The sequence below is a fragment of the Candidatus Tisiphia endosymbiont of Oplodontha viridula genome, from assembly GCF_964264865.1.
Lineage (GTDB): Bacteria > Pseudomonadota > Alphaproteobacteria > Rickettsiales > Rickettsiaceae > Tisiphia.
The window spans coordinates 1,256,906-1,280,325 of the sequence record NZ_OZ183486.1 but is presented as its reverse complement, the minus strand read 5'-3'; the positions used below and the strand labels follow the sequence as shown (position 1 = coordinate 1,280,325).

Below are 23,420 nucleotides of genomic sequence, written 5' to 3'. Positions count from 1 at the left end.
AGTAACTATATTTGTTCGCAGCATCTAGAGCTTAGTGCATAAAAATATCAATATCGTTCCATCCTACTAGGTCTAAGTTAGCTCTAATAGGTAAAAACTTAAAAATCTGTTTTGCAATATCTAACCTATTTTCGGCTAGTAACATATCTTGCAAGATAGCACGAAGTTGATGTAGGTAAAGGACGTCTTTGGCGGCATATTCTTTTTGTTCAGCTGTAAGATCCAACCTTCCCCAATAGGAAGATTGTTGTTGTTTAGAAATTTGGACTGAAAGTAGTTCGCGGCATAAGTCCTTTAAACCATGACTGTCAGTATAGGTTCTAACCAGTTTAGAAGATATTTTTGTACAGAATATGTTCTCCAAATCTATTCCAAGATATTTTTTTATTGCTGCTAAATCAAATCTAGCATAGTGAAATATTTTGCATCGATTCTTATCAAGTAATAGTTTTTTTAAATTAGGTGCTACGTAATTCTTGTCAATAAAGTTTACTAAGTAAGCCTTACCATCTCCATTACTCAGTTGCAAAAGGCATAACCTATCCCTATGTAAGTTTAATCCCATCGTTTCTGTATCGATTGCTAGGTCTCCTGCAATATTAAAATCTTCCGGGAGATCATTCTGAAAAACTATAATACTGATAATAACCTCCTAAGTTATTTTATGGTAAAAACCTGTTCTTTTGGCAACGCTACCCCTAAAACTCTTCTTGCTTCTTGGTCAAGCATATCTCTATCTAGAGATTCTGGTCTAAGTAGTTTTACTTTATGTTCAAGTTCAATGCGTTCTGCCCTTAAATTTTCTAGTTCACTATAGGTTTTTTCGAGTCGTTGATTTAATGTAAAATAAGCAATAATCCCTCTATTACCACAAATAGAATGGAAGACAAAATAAGCTAATAATAAAGATAGCAAAACATTAAATATTATCTTTTTGGAGTTTTTAACTGAATCAATAAAATATCGATAATTCATAATATTTTAATAATAAAAAATAATATTGGGGCGGTAAGAATTATGCTATCAAACCGGTCTAGAACACCGCCATGACCTGGTATTATAGTGCCAGTATCTTTTATAGCAAATTTACGCTTAAAATATGAAATAAATAAATCGCTCATTTGTGCTATTAGTGCTAAACAAATAGCTGCTATAATTAAGTGCTGTTTGTTTAATAAATAGTCAGTTGGTAAGTCAAAGCTAGGTACTAAACTTAATAAAAACGCTGTAAGCCCACTAGCTAATACCCCTATGATTAATCCACTCCAAGTTTTGTTAGGACTAATCTTGGAGGCCAGTTTAGGTCCGCCTATATTCTTCCCACCAATCATAGCAAATATATCAACTGACCATATTATAATGAAATATAGTAATAATAGCCATCGATTTTTATCTTCAGTAGCAATTATTATTAAAGATATAGTAGGAATGGGAATAATAATAAAGCCCAGTAATATATGAAAAAAGGACGATTTTGTCATTTGATACCATTCATATAACATAATTATGGCAATTAATAACATAACTATATAAAATAATGACTTAATAAACATTATCGCTATAATAAATACTGGTCCTATTACTAGGGCTGATAATATTCTTACTACTATATTAAGCCTCTTATCTGGCACCAAAATTCCTTTTTCTTTTTGAATAATCGTTTAACGCTTCTAGTATATCTTGTTTGTTAAAGTCAGGCCAGTATTTAGGTAAAAAATATAGTTCAGCATAGGCAGCTTGCCATAGTAGAAAATTACTGATTCTACATAGACCACCAGTACGAATTAACAAATCTACATCAGGCATTCCTGGATCATATAGATAATTACCAAACTCATTCTCGCTAATTTGTGTTTTACTAGAATTGATGATTTTCTGACATGCATCAACAATCTCTGCTCGCCCGCCGTAACTAAAAGCAATACAAAGAGTTATGTTATTATTATGTTTTGTTAATTCTATAGCATCATGGATTTGTTTTTGTAACATATTATCTAACATATCCAATCTACCGATAACTTTTATTTTGACTCCGTTTTCGTGTAGTAGTGTAGTCTCATTTTTTAGATAATAACGTAATAATTTTAGTAAAAAGGTCACTTCAGTCTTTGACCTACACCAATTTTCTGATGAGAAAGTATAAAGTGTCACGTAAGGTATATTAAGTTCTATAAAATCTGGTAATAGTTTCTTTACTCTATTAGCACCTGCTCTATGTCCCTCAGATTTTGGTAAACCTTTTTCTAAAGCCCACCTTGCATTACCGTCCATGATAATGGCTAAATGATTTACTTTGTTGATTGTACTCATATTTATTGTATATACGCTGGAATGACTCGAAGTTATCACAATTACTATTGCTCAGGTTAGCTATATAATAACACAGAAATGCCATTAATGGACATATATTTGCGGTCAGTTATAGGAAATTTTCACCGTAATAGATCATTTATAGATACTTTACTTCTAGTTCCTTTATCCACCTGTTTAACGATTACTGCACAATATAAACTTGGTTTTCCCGAATCAGCAGGCAGGCTGCCAGGTACTACAACTGAGTAGGCCGGAACTCTACCATAAATTATCTTTCCACTTTCCCTATCTACTATCTTGGTAGAAGCACCAATAAATACTCCCATACTAATTACACTTCCCTCTTCTACTAAAACCCCTTCTGCTATTTCTGATCTTGCACCTATAAAACAATTATCTTCAATTATTACCGGGGTATTTTGTATTGGCTCTAGTACCCCACCAATACCTGTCCCGCCGGAAATATGACAATTCCTCCCTATTTGCGCACATGATCCTACGGTGGCCCAAGTATCAATCATTGTTCCTTCTCCTATATATGCACCTATATTAATAAAAGAAGGCATAACAATAACGTTTTTAGCTAAATATGCCCCCGTTCTTATAAATGCTCCGGGAACGATACGACAGCCGTGGGTTCTAAATAATTCTTCATTATGATTTGTAGAAAATTTGGGAGCAATTTTATCATACCATTTCATACAATCGCCAGAATGGATTTGCGAATCAGTTACAATAAAATGTAATAAGATTGCTTTTTTCACCCAAAGATTAACTCGCCAACCAGCCCCTTCTTTTTCACAAACCCTAATTAATCCTTGATTTAAACCATCAATAATATTATTCAATATTTGTTTGGCGTAGTTAGTTTTTTCTGAATCCTTGGTTAATTTATCGCGTATTTGCCACAATTCTTCTATAGTATTGATGTGTTTTTGCATAACGTCCTTGCTAAACTATTAAAAAAATCATAATTTACTTTATTTTTAAGTCAACCTATATACTCAAATTTGAGTATACAAATTAGATCACGTAAATGAGTATTGCTTGCCCAAATTGTAACACTACCTTTATAGTTTCAAGAGAACAAATAGGTATGACTGGTAGGAAGGTCAAATGTTCAAAATGCCACCATATATGGTATCAAAGGGCAGAGTTTGATCAGCAAGAACCTCCTATTATATCAGATAATACCACAAAAAACGCTAGCACTAATGAAAATAATAAAATATATTTAACCAAAGGTACTAACTTACCGGCTTTATTACCAACTAAAATTCCTGAACAATCGCATATTTTATCTATATTATTGTGGCTTAGTTTAATTGTCTTCTTATTATTAATGTTATTTCACGAGAAGTTTAATATACCAGCTCTGTATAAAGAGAATAATAATATATTAACTATAAGAAATATACATGTTGAACAAAATAAAGAAATGGGACAAATGAAAGTTTCCTACAGGATAAGTAATACTTCCGACCATGATGTGACAATACCACTTATTCGGGTTAGATTGCTCAATAAAAAATATGTAACAGTAAAATCCTATATAATGAATCAAAAAAATATTAAACTGTCCCCCAAGCAACATATCGACATTACTACGTATCTTGATGTAGTTCCTCGTTCAAGTGAGGTGTTAAATATTATGCTTGGTAATAGTTTGGATTTCATATTACATTAGACTTCTTCTGAAAGAGATTTATAATCAGTTCGAATACTCCCATAACATAACCTGAATTCGATGTAACAGTTACATCGAACTTCCGTGATATATATAGAAAAAAATGAATAAACAAATTATATACCCTAAACTAATTCCTAGGCTCTTTGCTTCTTGCCTAGATTCGTTTTTGTTGTCAATTTTTACAACTCCGATCACCCACTTTATGTTATCTAAACTGTCTTTATTTTTTTTTAAAGCTAGTATAGCGGACATACTAATAATGGGTAGCACGAAACCGGAGTTAGTTCAAAATATAACTGCTAGTAGTGTTCTTACATTATTTATTTTAATGTTTATAATTAATTTTGCCCTAGCTGCAACATATTTTATTGGTTTTTGGATTTATTTTGGTGCTACTCCAGGAAAAATGATTATGCATATGAAAATAGTAGATGCAATAACTCTTGGAAAACCTAGTAAATGGCAATTAATTAAAAGATTTTGTGGATATGTATTAGTGCTAGTTGGTATTTGGTTTATACTCTTTTCTAAACAACGCCAAGCTTTGCATGATAAAATTGCTGGAACAGTGGTTATTAAGAGTTAAAGCAGTTATAAGTAGTAAAGGTATGCTAAAATGAATAAACTAAATGAAATAGATCAGTTGATCTATCTTTTCTCCAAACTACCTAGTCTTGGTCAAAGATCAGCAAGGCGTATAGTCCTGCATCTTTTACAAGAAAAAGACGTTAGGTTAAAAGGTTTAATTTCAGCTCTTTCTTACGTAGATAATAATGTTGTTAAGTGCGATATTTGTGGCAACATAGATTCTCATCATATTTGTAGAGTATGTTCATCTGATGATCGCAACAAATCTATTATAGCAATTGTTGAAATAGTGACAGAATTGTGGGCAATAGAGCGTAGTGGTATTTTTAATGGATATTATCATGTACTAGGACATAATTTATCAACTGCAAGTAGCCATAATTCTAAAGCATTAAGACTACCAGAATTACTAGCTAGATGCCAAGAGAATAACATTAATGAAATAATTATTGCAACTAATTCCACCTTAGAAGGTCAAACTACAGCTTATTTCATTACTGAATATTTTAAAGATTATACTATCAAAATATCAAGATTAGCTAGCGGCATTCCAATAGGTGGAGAACTAGACTATTTAGATGAAGGAACTTTATCAGCTGCAATAACCTTAAGACAGCCTTTTGACTAATTTATTAAAAATTATTTATTGTGTTGAAAAATTTAATATAATATATAAGCTGTTGGTTATATATTATATTAAATTTTGTTAATAAATTATCAAAGATTACTAAATTAGAATTATTTATATGAAATGTTAATTTGAAATTTTTAGATATTTTCATTAGTTATTTTATATTTTATCTTGCATATAATTATTTTAAGTAAAGTAAGCATATGTACCAACTTTTTTGGACTATTTTAGTCATATTTTTGATTCCTGTAGTTCTTTATATTTGCAGGTACAAGATGTTTTCGTGGTTTAATTTAAGAAATAATTCAAAAACTAAAATATTAGAATTAGAACAAAAGATATCAGAGCAAGATAATATTTTAAATCACGTTACTCACGAAATTAGGACTTCGATACATGGGGGAAGTAGTATAGCTCAGTTTTTATATGAAAATTGGGATAAAATGGATGAGCAAGAACACGTAAAGTATGTCAGTATAATAGCTAAAAATAATCAGCGTCTTATAAAATTAATTAATGACCTACTAGACCTATCTAAGTTTAGTACCGGAAAAATGCAGTTTAATTTTGTTGCTATGGATCTATTATCTTCTATAAAAGAGACCGTGCAACAACTTACAGAATTAAACATAATTAACGATCGAGTTAATATTATTCTTATTGATCATAGTATTACAAAAGCAATGATTAATGGAGATAAAATTAGGATTAACCAATTATTAAATAATTTATTTAATAATGCACTCAAATATACTAAGGAAGGATTAATTATAGCGGTAATTGATTTAAAAAATCATGATAATATTCCTTATTGGTGCTTTAGCCTAATCGATACAGGTATAGGAATTCCAGACTCAGAACTTGAGACTATTTTTGAAGTATTTACTCGTAGTTCACGAACTAATAATAATTTTCTTGGTACAGGTGTTGGTTTATCTATTTGCCGAGAAATTGTACTGGCTCATAATGGTTATATTTATGCCGAAAATAACCATAAAAGAGGAACAAAATTAGAATTTATGATTCCTGTATATGATAAAAAAGAGACATAAAATGCTTACAAAGGATAATATTGCAAAAGTATTTACTATACTTTTTGTTGATGACGAACCAATTTGCCATGACGCAATAAATTTAGTGCTACATTATGAACAAAAATATAAAATTATCAGTGCTTATTCCGGACAAGAAGCAGTTAATTTATTTAAAATATATGCTAATATAATAGAGTTAATATTTCTTGATATTTCTCTTCCTGATATGACAGGTTATGAAGTACATAAGCAGATAAGAAGTGATGATAACCTTGCACATATTCCTATAATTTTTCAAACTGGTTTTTCTAGCAATCACCAAGAAATGCAAGAATTCTTACAAGAACAAACAACATACCTAATTCATAAACCTTATAAAAACGAAGAACTACTTGAAACCATAAGGCAGTTCCATAACTAGATATATACTCAAAGTAGAAGAGTATACTCATTTATAAAGCAATTAGATATAAGATAAATATTCTTATATCTAATTGAGGTTACTTAGATATTATATGTTTATTTTTTAATAATGAAACAAGATCACCATTTTCATACATCTCACGTACTATATCGCAGCCACCTATCAATTCCCCTTTTATATAAAGCTGTGGTATAGTAGGCCAATCACTGAAAGATTTGATATCTTCACGTAAGCTAGGATTGGTTAAAACATTAATATCACGAAATTCTACGCCAAGTTTTTTTAAGATAGAAACAACGGTAGCAGAAAAACCACATTGAGGAAAATTGGCAGTGCCTTTCATAAATAATACAATATCATGATTAGCAATTTCATTTTTTATAAAATCAAAATTTCTATTCTCTAACATTCCTAAACCTGATAAAAATTATAACTTCTTTTACTCTTAAATGTTATATTATGCAAGCTCAAATAGTTGATAAAATTTTTGAAATTTTAAGCCAAAATAATCCTACTCCCCGAACGGAACTAGAATATGTTAATAATTTTACTCTATTAGTAGCGGTGATATTATCCGCACAAGCAACTGATGTTTCAGTTAATAAAGCAACTAGATTATTGTTTGTGAAGTATAATACACCAGAAAAAATATTAGAACTCGGGGAAGAAGGGGTAAGAACTTATATAAGATCAATAGGTTTATTTATAACCAAAGCAAAAAATATTGTTGCACTTTGTCGAATTTTGATAGATAAGTATGACAGCAAAGTACCTAACAATTTTGATGACTTAATTAAATTGCCAGGTGTCGGAAGAAAAACTGCTAATGTAGTATTGAATTGCCTCTTTGGTAAGTCAACTATCGCAGTTGATACACATGTATTTAGAGTTTCTAAAAGATTAGGACTGGCAAATAGTAATACTCCCAAAAAAGTAGAACTTGAATTAGTTAAAGTTATCGATATAAAATGGTTACAACATGCTCATCACTGGTTGATATTACTTGGTAGGTATATTTGCAAAGCACGAGTACCAAATTGCCCTGCTTGCCCAGTTAAAGAATATTGTGAGTATTATGCTAATAATTTTCTGAAGTAGCAAACTGTAGATACACTTCTGCTTTAAAGAATTGGCTAGGAGTACGAGTGGCAAGTTAACTAATCGTATATTTAGTATGTGAGTACGCAAAGTCCCGATAGTAAGACAATGCTAACACTTTAAAGACGAATAGTATACCAAACCTATTGTTTACGTAGTTAACCGAATCTGATGTAACTTGTTATTCTGAATTCCTATAGATGGAGAGGTGGCCGAGTGGTTTAAGGCGCTCGCCTGGAAAGCGTGTTCACGGTAACGTGTCAGGGGTTCAAATCCCCTCCTCTCCGCCACTGTGGTACAAGTCGTCGTTTTTTCAAAAATATCGAACGGAAAACGTAGAGAGGTCTCAAGTTTTTTGCCCCTGACGTTTAAGGTTCTGAAATACGAAATTTATCATTTTGCGTTTTTGAGGGCTTTCAGAACCTTTAAAAGTTTCATAGGCCTTGCGATGCTAGAGTTATTAGCGTTGTAGCGGTATCAGTAAATTTATCGTCTGCTTCCTCATAAACTTTAATTAAACGAGCGATTTCATATTGGCGATCTTTTAATTGTTGTTTTTTTCTTTGAAATTCTTCTGTACTAAGTTCTCCATTGAGTCGCAAATCTATTAATGAATTTAATCTATTCTCATTTTCGGTATGTTCTTTCTTTAAAGCAGCTGTTGCTTGCCCATGCTCATCTTTCTTTAGCTCATTTGTGTTTTTTAAATAGGCTAGAGTCTCTTTTAGCATTTCTGGCTCTCCCTTATACCTATTCTTTTAAAAACCTCTTCTACCTGCTTTAAAACCTCATCTTCTCTTACATAAATCTTTTTGTTTGGATTCTTTGGATCCCATGTACCTAAATAAGTCCATTCGTCCACTTTGCCATCTGAATATGTTTTGCTGTGAGTTTCAGCTGTTACAACTTTACCAGTTACTGCACAGGTGATTAATCCTCTAAAAAGAAAATCCTTACCACCATATTTAAAAGGCTTCTTCTTCCACCCTAAACGTACATCTTTACATGCCATAAAAGTCTCTTTTGTTATAATTGCTTGGTAACCATGTGACCACATCTCTCCTTTTACTCTCATTTCACCGTAATAAAATGGTTGTTGGATCATGCGATGCACTACTGTTTTATTGACGTAGCAATTGTTTTTGCTTCTAAGACCAAGATCCTTAGCTTTTTCAGTCAAATAATTAAGAGTATACATTCCTGTTGCATATTCTTCAAAGAGTTTTTTTATGATAGAACCTCTTACAGGATCGAGAATTACTATACTGTTTCCTCTTTCATCTCGACTATTTAGGTAACCAAGAGGAGCTGGTCCTATCCACTCTCCTTTACGCAATTTATGATCTAGGCTTCTTTTAACGTTATCACTTAAACTATCAACGTAAGATTGTGCCATCAATACGTTCATTCCCCACATTAGCTTTGCATGAGACTGAGAATCTTTATCTATTATGTAACCTTCTGTTCTAAAATGTAATTCTATCTTACCAGCTTTTATTGGTTCTTCTAGTAATGAAATTTCTGAGATTCTTCTTTGTACTCGATCTACTTTATCAGCAACTATAGCAATTGTTTCTCTATGGCTTTTAGCAAATTTGATCATCTCTTTAAATTGTTTGCGATCACCTCTGCTTGAAGATTCGATAATTTCAAAAGTTTCGATAACTTCAAGATTTTTACGTTGGCAATATTCTACTAATCTATATTTTTGAGCTTCAATTGAATACCCTTCTTCTTGCTCCCTTGTTGAAACACGAACTAAAATTATTGATTTTGTTGCTTTGTCTGTCATATTTTCTCCTTAGATAATAAATTTTGCTTTAATTAGAAAGTAGTATGTACTCAAAGAGCAGAGATATATCAAGCACCGCACAAGTCAAGTTGAATTATTATTAAATTACCCCATCTCCTTCAGTATTAGAGCCAAGTGTAACATTTATTTAGCATTAATAATTTTTGGTTATTGTAAAAATAATTGTTTTAACTCGTAGCAGGAGTAACTTTATGAAGTGGTTTATCATAGATACCCTTATTTAGCTATTTCAAGGCTCGCACAACGCTTTTTAGTATTCTTGCGTATTTTGGAGTACTTTTGATTATTACTCTCCAAGTCTAAATATGGGCTTTTTTATTTATATGGGTTTGCTTTAAAATAGATAAGTTAAAAACTTAACCGAATGCCACTGTTTACATCGATCACCTTATTGATATTCTGTATCAGATATGATACAATTGAGTCATAACAAATAAATTGGAGTGATCTTGACAAAAAAATATTTGATGAAATTGCAGGTCTTGCTAAAATCAACAAAGAGTTCTTATCTATAAGTAGCAAAATATCTTATTATAACTAGTTTGGAACTTCAAGAGGATAAAATATTAGCTAAATTAGCAGATGAAAGGATAGGTAATACTGAGGAATGGGTTAGTCATACGGACACTTGGAAATAATAATAAACAAAACTACTACATCTAACACCCCAATATCTTAAACTTATAGGTCATCGCGTTTATAGACTTACTTTGTCTATATTAAGGAGCTTAAATTATCTCTTTATTAATCCTTTCCAAGCAAATTTTTTCCGTCACTGTTTTTAATTTTTTAACTCTATCAATAAGGTAAAGTAGCTGTTCTTTAGTTATTCTATAATCTTTGTTATAGCGAGCCTCAACATAAGCCTGTTCAAGTAATCTAAAACATTGCCTTTGCTCAACGCTAGAATGAGGAAATATCTGCCATAATTCTTCATTGTAATTTCCGGCTATACTACCTAATTTTCTTATATCGTGTAGTTTAGGTTTATAGCCAGAAAAGACTAACAGGATAGCATTATAAAAACACTCAGTAGCTTGGTGTAACTCAAAAGCACACTTATTAAGGCTATTTCTTTGTAAAAATATATTACTTGCATCTATACACTCTACACCTCTTTCAAACCAATACTCATAATCCTCTTTAGCTATTTGTCTTCTTTCTCCCCAGGGTAAGTTTTTAGCTTCCGCCAGCTGAAATTCACCGCTATCATATAAGAGAATTCCTTCTTTTTTTATATCGGAAAAGAAATAATGCCCCTTCTCTAACTGACTATTTACCGTCTTAATTGATTCTAGCACCAAAGTTACCCATAATTCAAAAGGACTTCTTAATGATTTTTTTTCTAACCTTTTTTCTATTTTATCTTCTATGGATAACCCTGCAAGACCGGCATGTTTGCCTTTCTTCATGACTAACATAATATCGAGATCACTTTGATAACTGTAGGTAATGTGACCTTTTTTATACTCATCTTGTACCCAATCTCCTCTAGCATAAGAGCCAAATAAAATAATCATCGCAATCTTGTTCTTTGATACAGCGAGAATTTCTTTGACGATATTATCAAGTCTTTCTTGAATTATCAGGGAGCGTTCAGGTAAAACAGTTTTCATATATTTGTAATGCAGCTATCTATAATGTAGATTACTACAATCGGCATAGATATTGCAAAAAGAATTTTGCAAATTCACCTATATACAAGAAATCTTTTCTATAACATTTAAGATTGCATTTGAGTACCGTGATATTGTTGCAAGCAAAACATGCTCTTTTCTAGTGTAATAGATACCTTTTTAACCACATTAATATATTTACTATTTTGTAACAAAGTCTATGAATTACACAAGCCCAAACTCCCTTATGAATCATATACTTCATAGTTCTCACCAACAATAGTACATGCATTTTTCCGCGGTATCGCTACTTGTATTAAGAGCTTGTCCGCAAACTAAGTAATAGAAGTAATCCTACGAAGAAGTAATCGACTCATAGCCAAAAAAATTATATTTTCACTAGAATCAGTAAGAAAATCATACTCCTTGGAGAGCCTTCTATTTCTATTTATCCAAGCAAAGGTTCTCTCAACAACCCATCACCTTGGCTGTACTTTAAACCCAACTTCCCTTGTTGGCAATAGTTCTAGTGGTGTATTTTTTGGTATCCAAAATCTGCACACTGGTCGTTTAACAATTTCTAAATCTATGTTATACTTTTCCTTAATGAGATCCTTTAAATCTTTAGACTGATACCCCATATCAGACCACATTTGTTTAATAGTAGTGTACTCTTTTTGCATGTTACTGAGTAGCACTGTAGCTCCGTATCGATCATTCTCATTCGCAGAACCGACATAACAACCTAACACAAAGCCTTGTGTATCGGTAATAATATGCCTCTTTCTGCCCTTAATTTTCTTAGCTCCATCATAACCTTTAGCTCCCCTTCTTCTGTTGTCTTGACAGACTGACTATCTATTATGCAAGCACTAGGATACTCATTTCTACCTAATTTTCTTCTAACATCCTTGATAAGTTCATGGTTCATACGTTCAAATACACCTTGCTTCTTCCATCTTCTAAATTGTTCATATACTGTCTTCCAAATTGGAAAGTCATGCGGCATATATCTCCACTGACACCCAGTACGTAATACATAAAAAATTGCATTCAAAATCTCTCTTTTGCTATGTTTTAAAGGTCTACCTCCCTTTACATACGATACTTGAAACAACCCCTCTATCCTTAACCATTCTTCATCTGTTAAATCTGTTGGATAATTTTTTCTGCTCATTCTTCTATACTTCTTACTAATAATACTTTGTTCACTTCATCATACCTTAATTTTAGTTTGAGGACAAGCTCTTACATCAACACTTGAGGTTAGGTAGCGAAATTTCAACCAATAAACCACCTAAATTTTTACTATCCTGCAAGGATATTGTTCCATTATGATCAATGATTATTTCTTTAGTAATAGCAAGACCAAGTCCAACATTACCTGAATTATTAAGTGGGCGTGACTTATCTGAACGATAAAATGCTTTAAACACTAATAATTTTTCTGCATCCTTTATGCCAATACCATTATCTTCAATTTTTATTATGGCATTAGTAGAACTAGAATATACAGTAATTCTTATTTTTGTAGAATATTTTATAGCATTACTTATTACGTTAGATATTGCACGTTCAAAGTTGATAGGCTTGATTTGTGCTATTATCTGCTCTGTTGCAAGCAGCTCAATATTGGCAACAGACCATTTATTTATGATAGTAGACAGCCAAGAAGATAACTCAATTATTTGAGCTTCTTCACCATTTTCACCCTTAGCAAAGTCAAGGTATGATTTTATCATTTGTTGCATGGTAAGTATATCTTCCTTAAGACCTTCTGTTTCTTCAGATTTGTTCATTAACTCCAGTTGTAATTTCATTCTAGTTAAAGGAGTACATAAATCATGTGAAATCATAGCTAACATTCTAGTTCTTTTAGTGATTTGTTTTTCAATTCGTTCTTTCATTTTAAGAAAAGCAATACCAGCCTTTTTAATTTCTTTTGCACCAGAAGGTTTAAATGTTGGTAATCTTGTAATTCCTTGTCCGAATTGATCAGCAGCATCTGCAAGAGTTAAAATTGAGTTAATTTGCTTTTTAGAGAAGATTAAGGAAACAGAAAGTAGTAAAATAGTTAAGAAGATTAACCATAGAACAAAAATGTAAGCAGTTGGATTCATCAATAATTTTGCGGGGAAAGTTATTTTTAGTAAACCATCGGTTAATTGGAGTAATACTTCAATTCTTTTTGAATCATTAATCTTTACTATATTTTTCTTATTAATTTTTACGTTAATAATATTTTTAAAAATCTCTAATTCTTCACTAATTCTAGGTTGTTTGCGTGGCAAGTTTAATTCTTGATGAAACTGATACGACAAATTTAAATAATTTGTCTCTGTTGTGTTTTTTTCTAATAGATTATTGTCGTTTTGTTCAAGAAGGGAAATAATTTCATTAGCAATAATATTGCTAGTATAATAAGAAACATTATACCAGTGACGATCATAGAACAAAAACACTGCTAGAATTTGTCCTATTAATGTTGGAACAATAATAATGAGAACAAATCTAGCCAGTAAAGTTTGTGGTATAAGTTTATGTATAAATAGCATAACCGCTATTCCGTATGGTTTTTAGATATTTTGGTTCTTTAGGGTCATCTTCAATCTTACTTCTTATTCTGACAATTTGTACGTCGATAGAACGAGGGCTAAGCCCTCCCATTATTTTTGACAACTCATCACGTTTCATTTCTTGTCCATTGTGTTTTAATAATACTTCTAGCAATTTTTGTTCTGTAGAACTCAATTGTACAGGTTGATTATTTTTTATAAATTCCTTTGATTCTAAATTATAATAATTATTGCCGAATCGCTTGATTTTATCTTGTTTTTTATAATTATTATAGCTATTTAATAGGTTATTAATCCTGAGTAATAATTCTTTCGGTTCGAAAGGTTTGGTCAGATAATCAGATGCACCGGATTCTAATCCCTTGATACGATCACTTGGTTGTGATAGTGCAGTTAGCATAACAATTGGTATAAGGTTTTTACTTGATCTTATAGTATGGGCAAAATCAAGTCCTGTAACATTCGGCAACATAACGTCTAGAATAATTAAGTCATAGATAGAGGATTTTAATAGTTCCTCAGCTTCTTGGACAGAAGCTGCTGTTGATACTAAAAAATCGTTTTTATACAAAAACTGTTTTAAAAGTTTTTGTATTCTAGTATCATCATCGACTACAAGAATGTGAGGCTTAGGGCTTTGCATAAATAAAGTTTCGGTATTTATAAGTAGTGAAAATATATTAACTTAATAATGGAAGGTTGACAATGATAATAACACAAGAAAATATAATTGTAGAAGAGCGACCTAGAAACCTTAAACAATTATCAGGTTATATTTGGATTAATGGTAATTTTATTGCTTGGCAAGAAGCTAACATACATGTTCTTACTCATAGTTTACATTATTCTGGTGGAGTTTTTGAGGGAGAAAAAGCCTATGATGGAAAAATTTTTAAATTAGAAGAACATACACAGCGTTTGATAGAATCGGCACAAACTTTAGCTATGGAAATACCATATAGTTTTGAAGATATTATAAAAGCTCATCACTTACTTATAGAAAAAAATAATATTAAAGATGCGTATGTTCGTCCTTTAATTTGGTATGGTAGTGAATCTCTTAATCTAACTAATGTAAATTTATCGGTTAATTTATTAATTGCTGCTGTTCCATCAACTCCTAGACCTTCTGATGATTTAAGTTTGCATATTGCACGTTGGCGGAAATGCCATCCAAACTCACTGCCGCCACAGTGTAAATCATCAGGACATTACAATATGATGATAGTATGCCAAAAAGAAGCTAAGTCTTTGGGTTATAGTGATGCAGTTCTATTAGATTGGCGAGGATTTATTGCTGAATGTACTACTACAAATATCTTTTTTGTAAAAGGAGAGCAATTATTTACACCGATAGCTGATAGTTTTTTAAATGGCATAACGCGTCAAACAGTTATAAAACTTGCTAAAGAGTTAAATCTTGAGGTTAAGGAAGAGTACATAACTCTAGATAGGTTAGGGGAGTTTAATGAATGTTTTATGACTGGTACAGCTGCAGAAGTTAAGGGGATTAAATCGATTAACCGTGGTGATCAAAATATTATCTTTGAAGATAGTAAAATTACTAATTTGTTAAAAAAAGAATATAATAGCTTAGTACGTAAATAAATAGTGATATAATGGAATTGATGCGATGAACAATAATATATTTAAAGGTCTTATTACAGCCATTATAACCCCGTTTAAGGATAATAAATTAGATTTTGTTTCTTTGGAGAAAATACTTAACTATCAAATTGATAATAAAGTTGATGGAGTAGTGATTGCTGGTTCTACTGGTGAAGGGCCTAGCTTAAGTTTACAGGAATATCAATCTTTGTTAGAAATGGCTGTAGAAATTACTAAAAACCGTACCCAAATAATAGCAGGTTGTTCCGCTATTACTACCAGTATAGCTATAGATATGATAAAAATATGTACAAAAATTCCTGTTGATGGGCTTATGTGTAGTATTCCTTCTTACGTAAAACCCATGCAAGAAGGAATTTATTTACATTTTGCAGCTATACATAATGCTTCTATAGATAGGGCAAGTAATTTGCCCATAATGCTGTATTCAGTACCTAGTAGAACTGTGGTTGACTTTTCAGATGACACGATAGTTAGGCTCAGTAAACTACCACGTATTGTAGCTTTTAAAGATGCAGGTAATGATTTAGAACGTCCTTTGAGAATTAAGGCTGCTGTAAGCAAAGATTTTAACTTATTGTGTGGTAATGATGGAATAGCGTTATCTTATAATGCTCAATCAGGAGTAGGGTGCGTTTCTGTTGCCTCTAATATAGCACCTAGTTTGTGCAAGAAATTACAGGATAATTGTCATGCTGGTAATTATAAAGAAGCTCTGCGAATAGAGCAGCAGTTACTACCCTTATATAAAGCATTATTTGCAGAAACAAACCCAATACCAGTGAAATATGCAGCGTGCAGATTAGGATTATGTTCTAACGAGTTAAGGCTTCCTTTAACTTCAGCGTTGAAAGTTACTGAGGAAAAAGTAAATAAAGCTATGGACTATGTCGGAATATAAGAAAATAATAGCACAAAATAAAAAAGCATATTTCAATTACTTTATTGAAGAAAAAATTGAAGCTGGCATAATATTAACCGGGAGTGAAGTTAAATCGCTGCGTCAAGGAAAAGCTAGTATAGAAGATAGTCATGCAGAAAATTCTGCAAATGAAGTGTTTTTATATAATTGCCATATTGCGGAATATGACAAAGCTAACAGATTTAATCATTCGACTAGAAGGACTCGTAAGTTGCTTCTTAATTCTAGTGAAATAAAGAAAATAATTGGTAAAATTCGCCTAAAGGGCTACACTCTTGTTGCTCTTTCTTTATATTTCAATAAAAAAAATAAAGTAAAAGTTGAGTTAGGTATAGCAAAAGGTAAAAAATTACATGATAAAAGACAATCTATTAAAGAACAAGATTGGAAGAGGGATCAGGGACGGATTATGCGTGCGAAGTAGGATAAAATTGACTTCTTAGAGCCTAAAGCACCCATTATACTTCCATATAAACAAATAGGTAAAGTTAATGACAATAACTCCTGACTACATAATTGAAAGAAAGCAAAATAAATTAAAATTAAGGCTGTGGAAGTTAGCAACAATTTTAATGTTTATAGTTTTAATTGTTGTGATGATTAAGAAATTTGATTTGTCAAGTTCTGAATATGTAACTACTAATAGTAACTATATAGCTGCAGTTTCAATAGAAGATATAATTTTTGAGGATACAAAACGTGATAAAAGATTGGAGAAAATCATTGATGATGATAAGATTAATGCTCTAATTGTTAATGTCAATTCTCCTGGTGGAACTGTGGTTGGATCAGAGAAAATTTACAATATACTCAGAAAAATATCAGCAAAAAAACCGGTAGTGATTGTTATGGGTACATTGGCAGCGAGTGGAGGATATTTGATATCATTAGGAGGGGATTACATAATTAGTCATAATGGAACGATTACTGGCTCAATTGGTGTGATTCTCCAAACTCTAGAAGTCACAGATTTAGCAAAGACACTAGGTATTACCTTCAATAATTTTAAATCCGGGGAATTAAAAGCCGCTCCTAATCCTACTGAGAAAGTTACAGAAGCTGTTCGTCAGGCTATAATGTCTAATGTACAGGATACTTATGATTATTTTATTGAACTCGTTGCTTTAAGAAGGGGATTAGCAATTGAAGAAGTTAAAAAAATAGCTGATGGTCGGATATATTCTGGTCGCCAAGCTTTGAAACTAAAACTTGTTGATGCTCTGGGTTCTGAGGATGATGCGATTAAATGGTTACAGGAAGTCAAAAAAATTAATAAAGATTTGAAGGTAAAAGAATTTAAAATAAAACCGAAATCAAAATTTCTTGAAATTATTATGGAGGATTTTGATAGTGTTTTACCAAGTTTTTTTAAAAATAAATTTCAAGGGATAAAAGCAATTTTTTAATTTATGGCAAGAAAGTCTGATTTAGTGGATAAAATATCTAAGGAACTTAATTATCTTTCTAAGGAAGATATAAAAGATTCTATAGATTTGGTATTTGATTATTTACAGTCTAGCCTCGCTGAGCAAAATCGTATTGAAATTAGAGGCTTCGGTAGCTTCTCAATTAGGGAGCGGAAATTTCCCAATAGTGAGCGGTCATATAAAACTGTCTATTATCGTGGACATCGCTAGGCTTTTGGAAAAGGGAGGGAATAATTCTTATCCCGAATTCGCGTTCTCATGTTATACTATTAGCCAAAGCCAACTTCCTAGCCTCTGCTGATTTACCAGTATAAACTATATTTTGGTAATTAAGTTTGATAGCGGTAAATAAAGCTGCGTGATCGTTTCCTACATTAACAATAATTTTTACGATTTGGGGAAATTCTTCAATTAGTTTTTTAAAAATATAATCCCACACTAGCATACCGTAATATCTCGTGCTACCACTTTTGTTAGTTAAAATAACCGGATTATGGAATTTGGATAAGAACTCTCGTGCATCGCTTAAGTTTTCTATTGTGTAAGTTATTGGGTTTGGCATATTTTTTGACTTTTTACTTACTCAAATTAGGCTGTAATCAACGTCTACATCTAATTCTTTAACCCAAGTTGCCAATTAATTTAACGTTTGAGGTTAATTTGTAACATTAAAACACTCAATAAAAACTATATTTTTTAGAAATATGTTTGTATTGAAAATGTTTTAGTATCGCGTCTCACATGGCATAGTACCCTACATTTTTTGTATAACCGTCATCGCAAGACACCGTTAGATGCCGTGGCGATCCAAGTAAACAAGAAGCTGTTTTTTCTAATACGCTTCGCGTATCCTAGATTGCCGCGTCGCCGCTTTTTCACGACTCCTCACAATGACGTTGAAGAATTTTGTGTGTATTACCTAGCCCATTAACTTAGCAATAGTTTTATTAGCTTCTTCTAGCTCCTGTTTAGTATTTACTCCAAGCACTATGTCGTGGTCTGAAGATAGCAAATATGATACTTTTTCTCCGCTATCCTTAGCTATTTTTACAAGGGCGGTCAAATATAACTCTTTTGATCTATCAACCTTACCTAAAAAAATAGTAGGTAAATATTTTTTTAATATACCAGCTTCAAAAGCCATAATACCAGAATTACAAATTGTTATAGCTTGTTCTTCACTCGTTGCCTCTTTAAATTCCACAATTTTTAAAAAATTTCCTAGTTCATCAGTAACTATTCGTCCATATTGTCCCGGGTTATCACGTCTAAAGCATAACGTTGTAATGGCTGAATTTGTAGAAATTAGGTGGTCTAATAAATCGTTAATAATATTTGCGGTGATTAAAGGATTATCTCCGTAAAGCACTGCTACAATTTTATTGTCATCAACTAAGTCTAAAGCAGTATATACCGCATGAGCAGTACCCAATCGTTCTATCTGCAATGCAAATTTACAAACCTCTTTATAAGAAGAAATATATTTTTCTAATTGCAATGAGTGAACTAAGATAACATCGTTAGTCACTTTTTTGGCATTTGTTAGCACCCTATCAAGCATAGGTCTACCACCAACTTCATGCATTACTTTTGGTAACGAAGATTCCATTCTTCTACCATTACCAGCAGCTAGAACAATAATTTGGCAATCCATATTAAATATCCTTCATAGCTTGATAAATTGCATCAGATAATTCATAATTACCAAAAACTTTTTGTACGTCATCGCTTTCTTCTAAAAGATCCACTAATTTTAATAGCTTCTCTGCCTTATCTTTATCTTCTATAATCATGATATTCTGAGGAATCCAACCGATATAGGATTCCTCAGGAGGTCCATATTTATTAGTCAAAGATTCAAGAGTTTGTACAAAATCCTCAATATCTGTATAGATTAAATACGCATCTTCTTCAGAAATCACATCTTTTGCCCCAGCCTCTAGGCTACTTTCCAATATAGATTCTGCCGATGTTAATTCCACTGGGTATTGTATTACTCCAAGATGGTCAAACATATAACTGCTACTTCCAGTCTCACCTAAATTACCACCAAATTTAGTAAAAGCCGACCTAATTTCAGCAGCTGTGCGATTTTTATTATCAGTTAAAGCCTCTACTATTATTGCAATACCACCCGGAGCAAAGCCTTCATATCTAATCTCTGTATAATGTTCGTTATTATTCGAATCACTTGCTGCACTTATTGCCTTATCTATTCGATCCTTTGGCAAATTCTGACTGCGTGCTGCAGCTATGCTACTCCGCAGGCGTGGATTATTGCTTACATCAGTTCCCATTTTAGCAGCAGTGATAATTTCTCTAATTAGCTTAGTAAAAACTTTCGCCCTTTTCTTATCTTGCGTACCTTTTCGATGCTGAATATTTTTAAATTTTGAATGACCTGCCATATTGTAATCTTAAATCATTTGAGTATACTTATTAGTAGGTCGAATCGTATCAGAAGGCATCTTAAAGTCAATGATAAATTCCTCAAGTTTTTGCACTATACCCTATTTTTTACTTTAATAAAACTATATATCGCCTTATATTGTCTAACTATAGCATATAGAATCAAACCCACTAATACCAAATATGAAAAAATTTGTAATTTTATATCTTTTATTTGCTCACAATTGCTTAGCCTCAGAACCTCAGGCGTGGCAAATGTTGTTACAAACTCCAGCAAGCCCTCTGATGGAAGAGCTTCACGGGTTTCACAATTTCCTACTGTTAATATCAGGAGGAATAGTTGTCTTTATTACCATTTTACTAGTCTATGTTTGTATTAGATTTAATGCAAAAGCCAACCCTATTCCAGCAAAATTTTCTCATAATATCTTAATTGAAGTTATTTGGACGATAATCCCTATAATAATTTTAGTTATTATTGCCATACCATCATTTCGTATTTTACGTTTTGCAGAAAAAATTCCTGAAATAGATATGACTGTTAAGGTCGTGGGCTATCAGTGGTATTGGCATTATATATACCCTGATCACGATAATATCGAATTTGATAGTTATTTAATTACCGATGAAAAATTAAAACTTGGTCAAAAACGCTTATTAGATGTCGATAACCGTATTATCATACCAGAAAATACTACTGTGAAATTTCTAATTACGGCGGGAGACGTCATACATAGTTTTGCAGTACCAGCGTTAGGTATAAAGATCGATGCGGTTCCTGGAAGAATCAATGAAACTTGGACTAAAATTAGCAAAAAAGGCGTGTATTATGGTCAATGTTCAGAACTTTGCGGTGTTAATCACGGTTTTATGCCGATTGCCATTGAAGTGGTAAGTAAGGAAGAATTTCAAAACTGGTTGATTATGGCAAAATCAAAATTTTCTATGAATATGAAGACTAACAAAAAATTAGCCTTAAAATCAATTAAATAAAAGAGTTACTATGGTACATTTCAACAAGCATTATCCACATCTTTACGCAAAACAGGTTAAAGAAACCGTATTTTTAAAACATTTTATTCACAATCCCAACATAATGGTAGGTGATTATACTTACTATCATGATAACCAGCACCCAGAATATTTTGAGCGTAATAATATCATAGGATGCCATGAATGTAAATTAATTATCGGTAAGTTTTGTTCTATCGCCATGAGAACCATTTTCATCATGGATGATGTGAATCACCCAATGGATGGCTTTTCTACTTATCCATTTTTTATTTTCGAGAATTGGAACAATTATACGCCAACTCTTGATAAAAGAAGAAATACCGTAGTTGGTAATGATGTGTGGTTTGGTACGAATGCAGTCATTATGCCAGGAGTAACAATAGGAGATGGAGCAATTATCGGAGCATATGCAGTGGTTACCAAGGATGTACCCCCCTACTCTATCGTTGCAGGTAATCCTAGTAAAATTATTAGAAAAAGATTCTCCGATGATATAATCAATGAGTTAGTACAAATAAAATGGTGGGATTGGGATTATGATAAAATTACTAGAAATATCAAGGTCATAGTAGGGGCAGATATTAATCAACTTAAAGAATGTAAATAGTAACCATTATGACACTTAAAGATCAAGCCTCTACTAGACCTCTTGCAGAAGTAATATCTGATCATCACGAAACCCCTAAGGGGTTACAAAGATGGATTTTTTCTACTAATCACAAAGATATTGGCGTAATGTATATTATATTTGCCATATTTGCTGGGCTTGTTGGTGGATTATTTTCTGTTATTTTTAGGTTAGAACTAGCAGTACCCGGCGGGCATCTACTAGGTGGTAATTATCAGCTATACAATGTATTAATTACCGCTCATGCTATAATTATGGTATTTTTCATGATTATGCCAGCTTTATTTGGCGGATTTGGTAATTACTTCATACCAATTTTAATAGGTGCCCCGGATATGGCTTTTCCTAGGCTAAATAATATAAGTTTTTGGCTACTTGTCCCTGCTTTTATATTGTTAATGTTGTCAGGTTTGGTTGATGGAGGAGCTGGTACTGGTTGGACATTTTATCCTCCTCTAAGTAGTCTAGTAGGACATCCTGGGGCTGCTGTGGATATGGCTATTTTAAGTTTACATCTTACAGGGCTTTCCTCCATTCTTGGTTCAATTAATATGATTGTCACTATCTTTAATATGAGAACTGATGGTATGGGGTTATTTGAAATGCCCTTATTTGTTTGGTCAATTTTGGTTACTGCCTTCTTGTTGATACTGGCAATTCCTGTGTTAGGGGGGGCAATAACCATGTTACTGACTGATCGAAATTTTGGTACTACTTTTTTTAAGCCTGATGGTGGCGGAGATCCAGTATTATTTCAGCATTTATTTTGGTTTTTTGGTCATCCAGAAGTATATATTGTAGTATTGCCGGGATTTGGTATAGTCAGTCAGGTCATCTCTACTTTCTCCCGTAAGCCAATATTCGGTTATTTTGGTATGGTGGTAGCTATGGTAATTATCGGATTTGTTGGTTTTATAGTTTGGGCTCATCATATGTTTACGGTTGGGCTTTCGTACAATGCATTAATCTATTTTACTGCTGGTACTATGATTATAGCTGTACCTACTGGTATCAAAATCTTTAGCTGGATTGCCACAATGTGGGGAGGATCAATTACTTTTGAAACTCCTATGTTATTTTCCATAGGGTTTATCTTGCTATTTACTATTGGCGGAGTTACTGGCATAATATTATCAAATTCAGCAATCGACAGAATTTTACATGATACATATTATGTTGTAGCACATTTCCATTACACTATGTCGCTTGGGGCGTTATTTACTGCATTTGCTGGGTTCTATTATTGGTTTGGTAAAATGTCCGGGCGGCAATATCCTGAGATGATGGGCAAAATTCATTTTTGGGTTACCTTTATTGGTGTTAATTTGACATTTTTCCCTCAGCATTTTTTGGGATTAGCTGGAATGCCAAGAAGAATACCGGATTATCCTGATGCTTTTGCCGGTTGGAATATGGTTTCATCTATCGGAGCTAGTATTTCATTTATTGCAGCTCTTTATTTTGTATTCATTGTTATTTATACTTTGAAATATGGGAAGAAATGCCCAAATAATCCTTGGGGTGATGGGGCTGATACTCTTGAATGGACAATCTCCTCTCCACCACCATTTCATACTTTTGAAACATCACATAAAGGAAAATAATTTT

The 23,420-nt window shown here is 32.4% G+C and carries 28 protein-coding genes, 1 tRNA gene and 1 pseudogene; 15 read left to right on the top strand and 15 right to left on the bottom strand.

Going from position 1 to position 23,420, the window contains the following annotated elements:
* Nucleotides 1–31 precede the first annotated feature (31 nt).
* The 5 genes from ACFEL1_RS06240 to dapD form a co-directional block, all read right to left on the bottom strand.
* Complete coding sequence (locus tag ACFEL1_RS06240) at nt 32–643, bottom strand: ribonuclease D (RefSeq protein WP_341762199.1); 612 nt, start codon at nt 641–643, stop codon at nt 32–34.
* 14 nt (nt 644–657) lie between these two features.
* Nucleotides 658–975: an FtsB family cell division protein gene (locus ACFEL1_RS06235; RefSeq protein WP_342278924.1), complete on the bottom strand. Its 318-nt coding sequence runs from the start codon at nt 973–975 to the stop codon at nt 658–660.
* Entirely contained in the window at nt 972–1,634 is a 663-nt protein-coding gene (locus ACFEL1_RS06230) for a phosphatidate cytidylyltransferase (RefSeq protein WP_375330831.1), read from the bottom strand. Before ACFEL1_RS06230 ends, ACFEL1_RS06235 begins: the two co-directional genes overlap by 4 nt.
* Nucleotides 1,621–2,310, bottom strand: coding sequence for a polyprenyl diphosphate synthase (gene uppS, locus ACFEL1_RS06225; RefSeq protein WP_375330830.1), 690 nt, complete (start codon nt 2,308–2,310; stop codon nt 1,621–1,623). Before uppS ends, ACFEL1_RS06230 begins: the two co-directional genes overlap by 14 nt.
* 122 nt (nt 2,311–2,432) lie before the next feature.
* Nucleotides 2,433–3,254 (bottom strand): 2,3,4,5-tetrahydropyridine-2,6-dicarboxylate N-succinyltransferase, encoded by an 822-nt coding sequence (dapD, locus tag ACFEL1_RS06220; RefSeq protein WP_375330829.1) that lies wholly within the window; start codon nt 3,252–3,254, stop codon nt 2,433–2,435.
* Between the two features lie 95 nt (nt 3,255–3,349).
* Between dapD and ACFEL1_RS06215 the strand changes: the two genes are divergently transcribed.
* The 5 genes from ACFEL1_RS06215 (at nt 3,350) to ACFEL1_RS06195 (ending at nt 6,677) form a co-directional block, all read left to right on the top strand.
* Nucleotides 3,350–4,000, top strand: a complete 651-nt coding sequence (locus ACFEL1_RS06215) for an MJ0042-type zinc finger domain-containing protein (protein ID WP_375330828.1) — start codon at nt 3,350–3,352, stop codon at nt 3,998–4,000.
* A 103-nt stretch (nt 4,001–4,103) separates the two neighbouring features.
* Nucleotides 4,104–4,589 carry an RDD family protein gene (locus ACFEL1_RS06210; RefSeq protein WP_341762989.1) on the top strand — a complete coding sequence of 162 codons (486 nt, stop codon included), beginning with the start codon at nt 4,104–4,106 and terminating at the stop codon, nt 4,587–4,589.
* 30 nt (nt 4,590–4,619) lie between these two features.
* Nucleotides 4,620–5,219 (top strand): recombination mediator RecR, encoded by a 600-nt coding sequence (gene recR, locus ACFEL1_RS06205; protein WP_375330827.1) that lies wholly within the window; start codon nt 4,620–4,622, stop codon nt 5,217–5,219.
* 278 nt (nt 5,220–5,497) lie between these two features.
* Nucleotides 5,498–6,274 carry a sensor histidine kinase gene (locus ACFEL1_RS06200; protein WP_342278918.1) on the top strand — a complete coding sequence of 259 codons (777 nt, stop codon included), beginning with the start codon at nt 5,498–5,500 and terminating at the stop codon, nt 6,272–6,274.
* A gap of 1 nt (nt 6,275) precedes the next feature.
* Nucleotides 6,276–6,677 carry a response regulator gene (locus ACFEL1_RS06195; RefSeq protein ID WP_341762987.1) on the top strand — a complete coding sequence of 134 codons (402 nt, stop codon included), beginning with the start codon at nt 6,276–6,278 and terminating at the stop codon, nt 6,675–6,677.
* A gap of 79 nt (nt 6,678–6,756) precedes the next feature.
* Here ACFEL1_RS06195 and grxD read toward each other — a convergent pair whose 3' ends face one another.
* Entirely contained in the window at nt 6,757–7,089 is a 333-nt protein-coding gene (gene grxD / locus ACFEL1_RS06190) for a Grx4 family monothiol glutaredoxin (RefSeq protein WP_341747650.1), read from the bottom strand.
* A gap of 50 nt (nt 7,090–7,139) precedes the next feature.
* On the opposite strand from grxD, the gene nth reads away from it, so the two are divergent.
* Both nth and ACFEL1_RS06180 read left to right on the top strand, forming a co-directional pair.
* Nucleotides 7,140–7,778 (top strand): endonuclease III, encoded by a 639-nt coding sequence (gene nth / locus ACFEL1_RS06185; RefSeq protein ID WP_341761944.1) that lies wholly within the window; start codon nt 7,140–7,142, stop codon nt 7,776–7,778.
* A gap of 202 nt (nt 7,779–7,980) precedes the next feature.
* Nucleotides 7,981–8,068, top strand: a tRNA-Ser gene (locus tag ACFEL1_RS06180).
* Between the two features lie 144 nt (nt 8,069–8,212).
* Here ACFEL1_RS06180 and ACFEL1_RS06175 read toward each other — a convergent pair.
* The 6 genes and pseudogenes from ACFEL1_RS06175 to ACFEL1_RS06150 form a co-directional block, all read right to left on the bottom strand.
* Nucleotides 8,213–8,509 carry a hypothetical protein gene (locus ACFEL1_RS06175; protein WP_375330826.1) on the bottom strand — a complete coding sequence of 99 codons (297 nt, stop codon included), beginning with the start codon at nt 8,507–8,509 and terminating at the stop codon, nt 8,213–8,215.
* Complete coding sequence (locus tag ACFEL1_RS06170) at nt 8,503–9,570, bottom strand: recombinase family protein (RefSeq protein ID WP_375330825.1); 1,068 nt, start codon at nt 9,568–9,570, stop codon at nt 8,503–8,505. The genes ACFEL1_RS06175 and ACFEL1_RS06170 overlap by 7 nt, the downstream gene beginning before the upstream one ends.
* A gap of 749 nt (nt 9,571–10,319) precedes the next feature.
* Entirely contained in the window at nt 10,320–11,207 is an 888-nt protein-coding gene (locus ACFEL1_RS06165) for a HEPN domain-containing protein (RefSeq protein WP_375330824.1), read from the bottom strand.
* Between the two features lie 335 nt (nt 11,208–11,542).
* A pseudogene (locus ACFEL1_RS06160) lies at nt 11,543–12,384 on the bottom strand (IS5 family transposase).
* 76 nt (nt 12,385–12,460) lie between these two features.
* Nucleotides 12,461–13,762 (bottom strand): sensor histidine kinase, encoded by a 1,302-nt coding sequence (locus ACFEL1_RS06155; RefSeq protein WP_342278914.1) that lies wholly within the window; start codon nt 13,760–13,762, stop codon nt 12,461–12,463.
* Nucleotides 13,746–14,426 (bottom strand): response regulator transcription factor, encoded by a 681-nt coding sequence (locus ACFEL1_RS06150; RefSeq protein ID WP_341762841.1) that lies wholly within the window; start codon nt 14,424–14,426, stop codon nt 13,746–13,748. The genes ACFEL1_RS06155 and ACFEL1_RS06150 overlap by 17 nt, the downstream gene beginning before the upstream one ends.
* Before the next feature lie 62 nt (nt 14,427–14,488).
* On the opposite strand from ACFEL1_RS06150, the gene ACFEL1_RS06145 reads away from it, so the two are divergent.
* The 5 genes from ACFEL1_RS06145 to ACFEL1_RS06125 all read left to right on the top strand — a co-directional run bounded on the left by ACFEL1_RS06145 (nt 14,489) and on the right by ACFEL1_RS06125 (nt 17,971).
* Nucleotides 14,489–15,391, top strand: a complete 903-nt coding sequence (locus ACFEL1_RS06145) for a branched-chain amino acid transaminase (RefSeq protein ID WP_342278913.1) — start codon at nt 14,489–14,491, stop codon at nt 15,389–15,391.
* A 25-nt stretch (nt 15,392–15,416) separates the two neighbouring features.
* A complete protein-coding gene (gene dapA / locus ACFEL1_RS06140) occupies nt 15,417–16,313 on the top strand; it encodes a 4-hydroxy-tetrahydrodipicolinate synthase (protein WP_375330823.1) in 897 nt (298 codons plus the stop codon).
* Nucleotides 16,300–16,758: an SsrA-binding protein SmpB gene (gene smpB / locus ACFEL1_RS06135; RefSeq protein WP_341758213.1), complete on the top strand. Its 459-nt coding sequence runs from the start codon at nt 16,300–16,302 to the stop codon at nt 16,756–16,758. Before dapA ends, smpB begins: the two co-directional genes overlap by 14 nt.
* Before the next feature lie 67 nt (nt 16,759–16,825).
* On the top strand, nt 16,826–17,740 hold the full coding sequence (sppA, locus tag ACFEL1_RS06130; RefSeq protein WP_341761936.1) for a signal peptide peptidase SppA: 915 nt from the start codon (nt 16,826–16,828) through the stop codon (nt 17,738–17,740).
* A 3-nt stretch (nt 17,741–17,743) separates the two neighbouring features.
* The gene (locus ACFEL1_RS06125) at nt 17,744–17,971 is read left to right on the top strand and encodes an HU family DNA-binding protein (RefSeq protein ID WP_341761935.1); all 228 of its coding nucleotides are present in this window, start codon (nt 17,744–17,746) and stop codon (nt 17,969–17,971) included.
* A gap of 46 nt (nt 17,972–18,017) precedes the next feature.
* On the opposite strand, the gene ACFEL1_RS06120 is transcribed toward ACFEL1_RS06125, so the two are convergent.
* The 3 genes from ACFEL1_RS06120 to ACFEL1_RS06110 form a co-directional block, all read right to left on the bottom strand.
* The gene (locus ACFEL1_RS06120; protein WP_341761934.1) at nt 18,018–18,323 is read right to left on the bottom strand and encodes a hypothetical protein; all 306 of its coding nucleotides are present in this window, start codon (nt 18,321–18,323) and stop codon (nt 18,018–18,020) included.
* A gap of 357 nt (nt 18,324–18,680) precedes the next feature.
* Complete coding sequence (locus tag ACFEL1_RS06115; protein ID WP_342278910.1) at nt 18,681–19,415, bottom strand: sugar phosphate nucleotidyltransferase; 735 nt, start codon at nt 19,413–19,415, stop codon at nt 18,681–18,683.
* Between the two features lies 1 nt (nt 19,416).
* A complete protein-coding gene (locus tag ACFEL1_RS06110) occupies nt 19,417–20,169 on the bottom strand; it encodes a YebC/PmpR family DNA-binding transcriptional regulator (protein ID WP_341762836.1) in 753 nt (250 codons plus the stop codon).
* 184 nt (nt 20,170–20,353) lie between these two features.
* Between ACFEL1_RS06110 and coxB the strand changes: the two genes are divergently transcribed.
* From coxB to ctaD, 3 genes are read left to right on the top strand one after another with little or no spacing between them, the layout of a single operon-like run.
* Nucleotides 20,354–21,163: a cytochrome c oxidase subunit II gene (coxB, locus tag ACFEL1_RS06105; RefSeq protein ID WP_342278909.1), complete on the top strand. Its 810-nt coding sequence runs from the start codon at nt 20,354–20,356 to the stop codon at nt 21,161–21,163.
* 10 nt (nt 21,164–21,173) lie between these two features.
* A complete protein-coding gene (locus tag ACFEL1_RS06100) occupies nt 21,174–21,791 on the top strand; it encodes a CatB-related O-acetyltransferase (RefSeq protein ID WP_341762834.1) in 618 nt (205 codons plus the stop codon).
* 8 nt (nt 21,792–21,799) lie between these two features.
* Nucleotides 21,800–23,416 (top strand): cytochrome c oxidase subunit I, encoded by a 1,617-nt coding sequence (gene ctaD, locus ACFEL1_RS06095; protein WP_375330822.1) that lies wholly within the window; start codon nt 21,800–21,802, stop codon nt 23,414–23,416.
* The last annotated feature ends 4 nt before the right edge of the window (nt 23,417–23,420 follow it).

Bases quoted from the DNA above. Each gene is read 5' to 3' on its own strand.
- uppS (WP_375330830.1), bottom strand. From the start codon at position 2,310: ATGAGTACAATCAACAAAGTAAATCATTTAGCCATTATCATGGACGGT.
- dapA (WP_375330823.1), top strand. From the start codon at position 15,417: ATGAACAATAATATATTTAAAGGTCTTATTACAGCCATTATAACCCCG.
- nth (WP_341761944.1), top strand. From the start codon at position 7,140: ATGCAAGCTCAAATAGTTGATAAAATTTTTGAAATTTTAAGCCAAAAT.
- ACFEL1_RS06125 (WP_341761935.1), top strand. From the start codon at position 17,744: ATGGCAAGAAAGTCTGATTTAGTGGATAAAATATCTAAGGAACTTAAT.
- ACFEL1_RS06235 (WP_342278924.1), bottom strand. From the start codon at position 975: ATGAATTATCGATATTTTATTGATTCAGTTAAAAACTCCAAAAAGATA.
- ctaD (WP_375330822.1), top strand. From the start codon at position 21,800: ATGACACTTAAAGATCAAGCCTCTACTAGACCTCTTGCAGAAGTAATA.
- ACFEL1_RS06110 (WP_341762836.1), bottom strand. From the start codon at position 20,169: ATGGCAGGTCATTCAAAATTTAAAAATATTCAGCATCGAAAAGGTACG.
- ACFEL1_RS06155 (WP_342278914.1), bottom strand. From the start codon at position 13,762: ATGCTATTTATACATAAACTTATACCACAAACTTTACTGGCTAGATTT.
- recR (WP_375330827.1), top strand. From the start codon at position 4,620: ATGAATAAACTAAATGAAATAGATCAGTTGATCTATCTTTTCTCCAAA.
- sppA (WP_341761936.1), top strand. From the start codon at position 16,826: ATGACAATAACTCCTGACTACATAATTGAAAGAAAGCAAAATAAATTA.
- ACFEL1_RS06170 (WP_375330825.1), bottom strand. From the start codon at position 9,570: ATGACAGACAAAGCAACAAAATCAATAATTTTAGTTCGTGTTTCAACA.
- ACFEL1_RS06145 (WP_342278913.1), top strand. From the start codon at position 14,489: ATGATAATAACACAAGAAAATATAATTGTAGAAGAGCGACCTAGAAAC.
- ACFEL1_RS06165 (WP_375330824.1), bottom strand. From the start codon at position 11,207: ATGAAAACTGTTTTACCTGAACGCTCCCTGATAATTCAAGAAAGACTT.
- ACFEL1_RS06175 (WP_375330826.1), bottom strand. From the start codon at position 8,509: ATGCTAAAAGAGACTCTAGCCTATTTAAAAAACACAAATGAGCTAAAG.
- ACFEL1_RS06200 (WP_342278918.1), top strand. From the start codon at position 5,498: ATGTTTTCGTGGTTTAATTTAAGAAATAATTCAAAAACTAAAATATTA.
- ACFEL1_RS06215 (WP_375330828.1), top strand. From the start codon at position 3,350: ATGAGTATTGCTTGCCCAAATTGTAACACTACCTTTATAGTTTCAAGA.
- ACFEL1_RS06115 (WP_342278910.1), bottom strand. From the start codon at position 19,415: ATGGATTGCCAAATTATTGTTCTAGCTGCTGGTAATGGTAGAAGAATG.
- ACFEL1_RS06100 (WP_341762834.1), top strand. From the start codon at position 21,174: ATGGTACATTTCAACAAGCATTATCCACATCTTTACGCAAAACAGGTT.
- ACFEL1_RS06150 (WP_341762841.1), bottom strand. From the start codon at position 14,426: ATGCAAAGCCCTAAGCCTCACATTCTTGTAGTCGATGATGATACTAGA.
- coxB (WP_342278909.1), top strand. From the start codon at position 20,354: ATGAAAAAATTTGTAATTTTATATCTTTTATTTGCTCACAATTGCTTA.
- grxD (WP_341747650.1), bottom strand. From the start codon at position 7,089: ATGTTAGAGAATAGAAATTTTGATTTTATAAAAAATGAAATTGCTAAT.
- dapD (WP_375330829.1), bottom strand. From the start codon at position 3,254: ATGCAAAAACACATCAATACTATAGAAGAATTGTGGCAAATACGCGAT.
- ACFEL1_RS06210 (WP_341762989.1), top strand. From the start codon at position 4,104: ATGAATAAACAAATTATATACCCTAAACTAATTCCTAGGCTCTTTGCT.
- ACFEL1_RS06195 (WP_341762987.1), top strand. From the start codon at position 6,276: ATGCTTACAAAGGATAATATTGCAAAAGTATTTACTATACTTTTTGTT.
- ACFEL1_RS06120 (WP_341761934.1), bottom strand. From the start codon at position 18,323: ATGCCAAACCCAATAACTTACACAATAGAAAACTTAAGCGATGCACGA.
- smpB (WP_341758213.1), top strand. From the start codon at position 16,300: ATGTCGGAATATAAGAAAATAATAGCACAAAATAAAAAAGCATATTTC.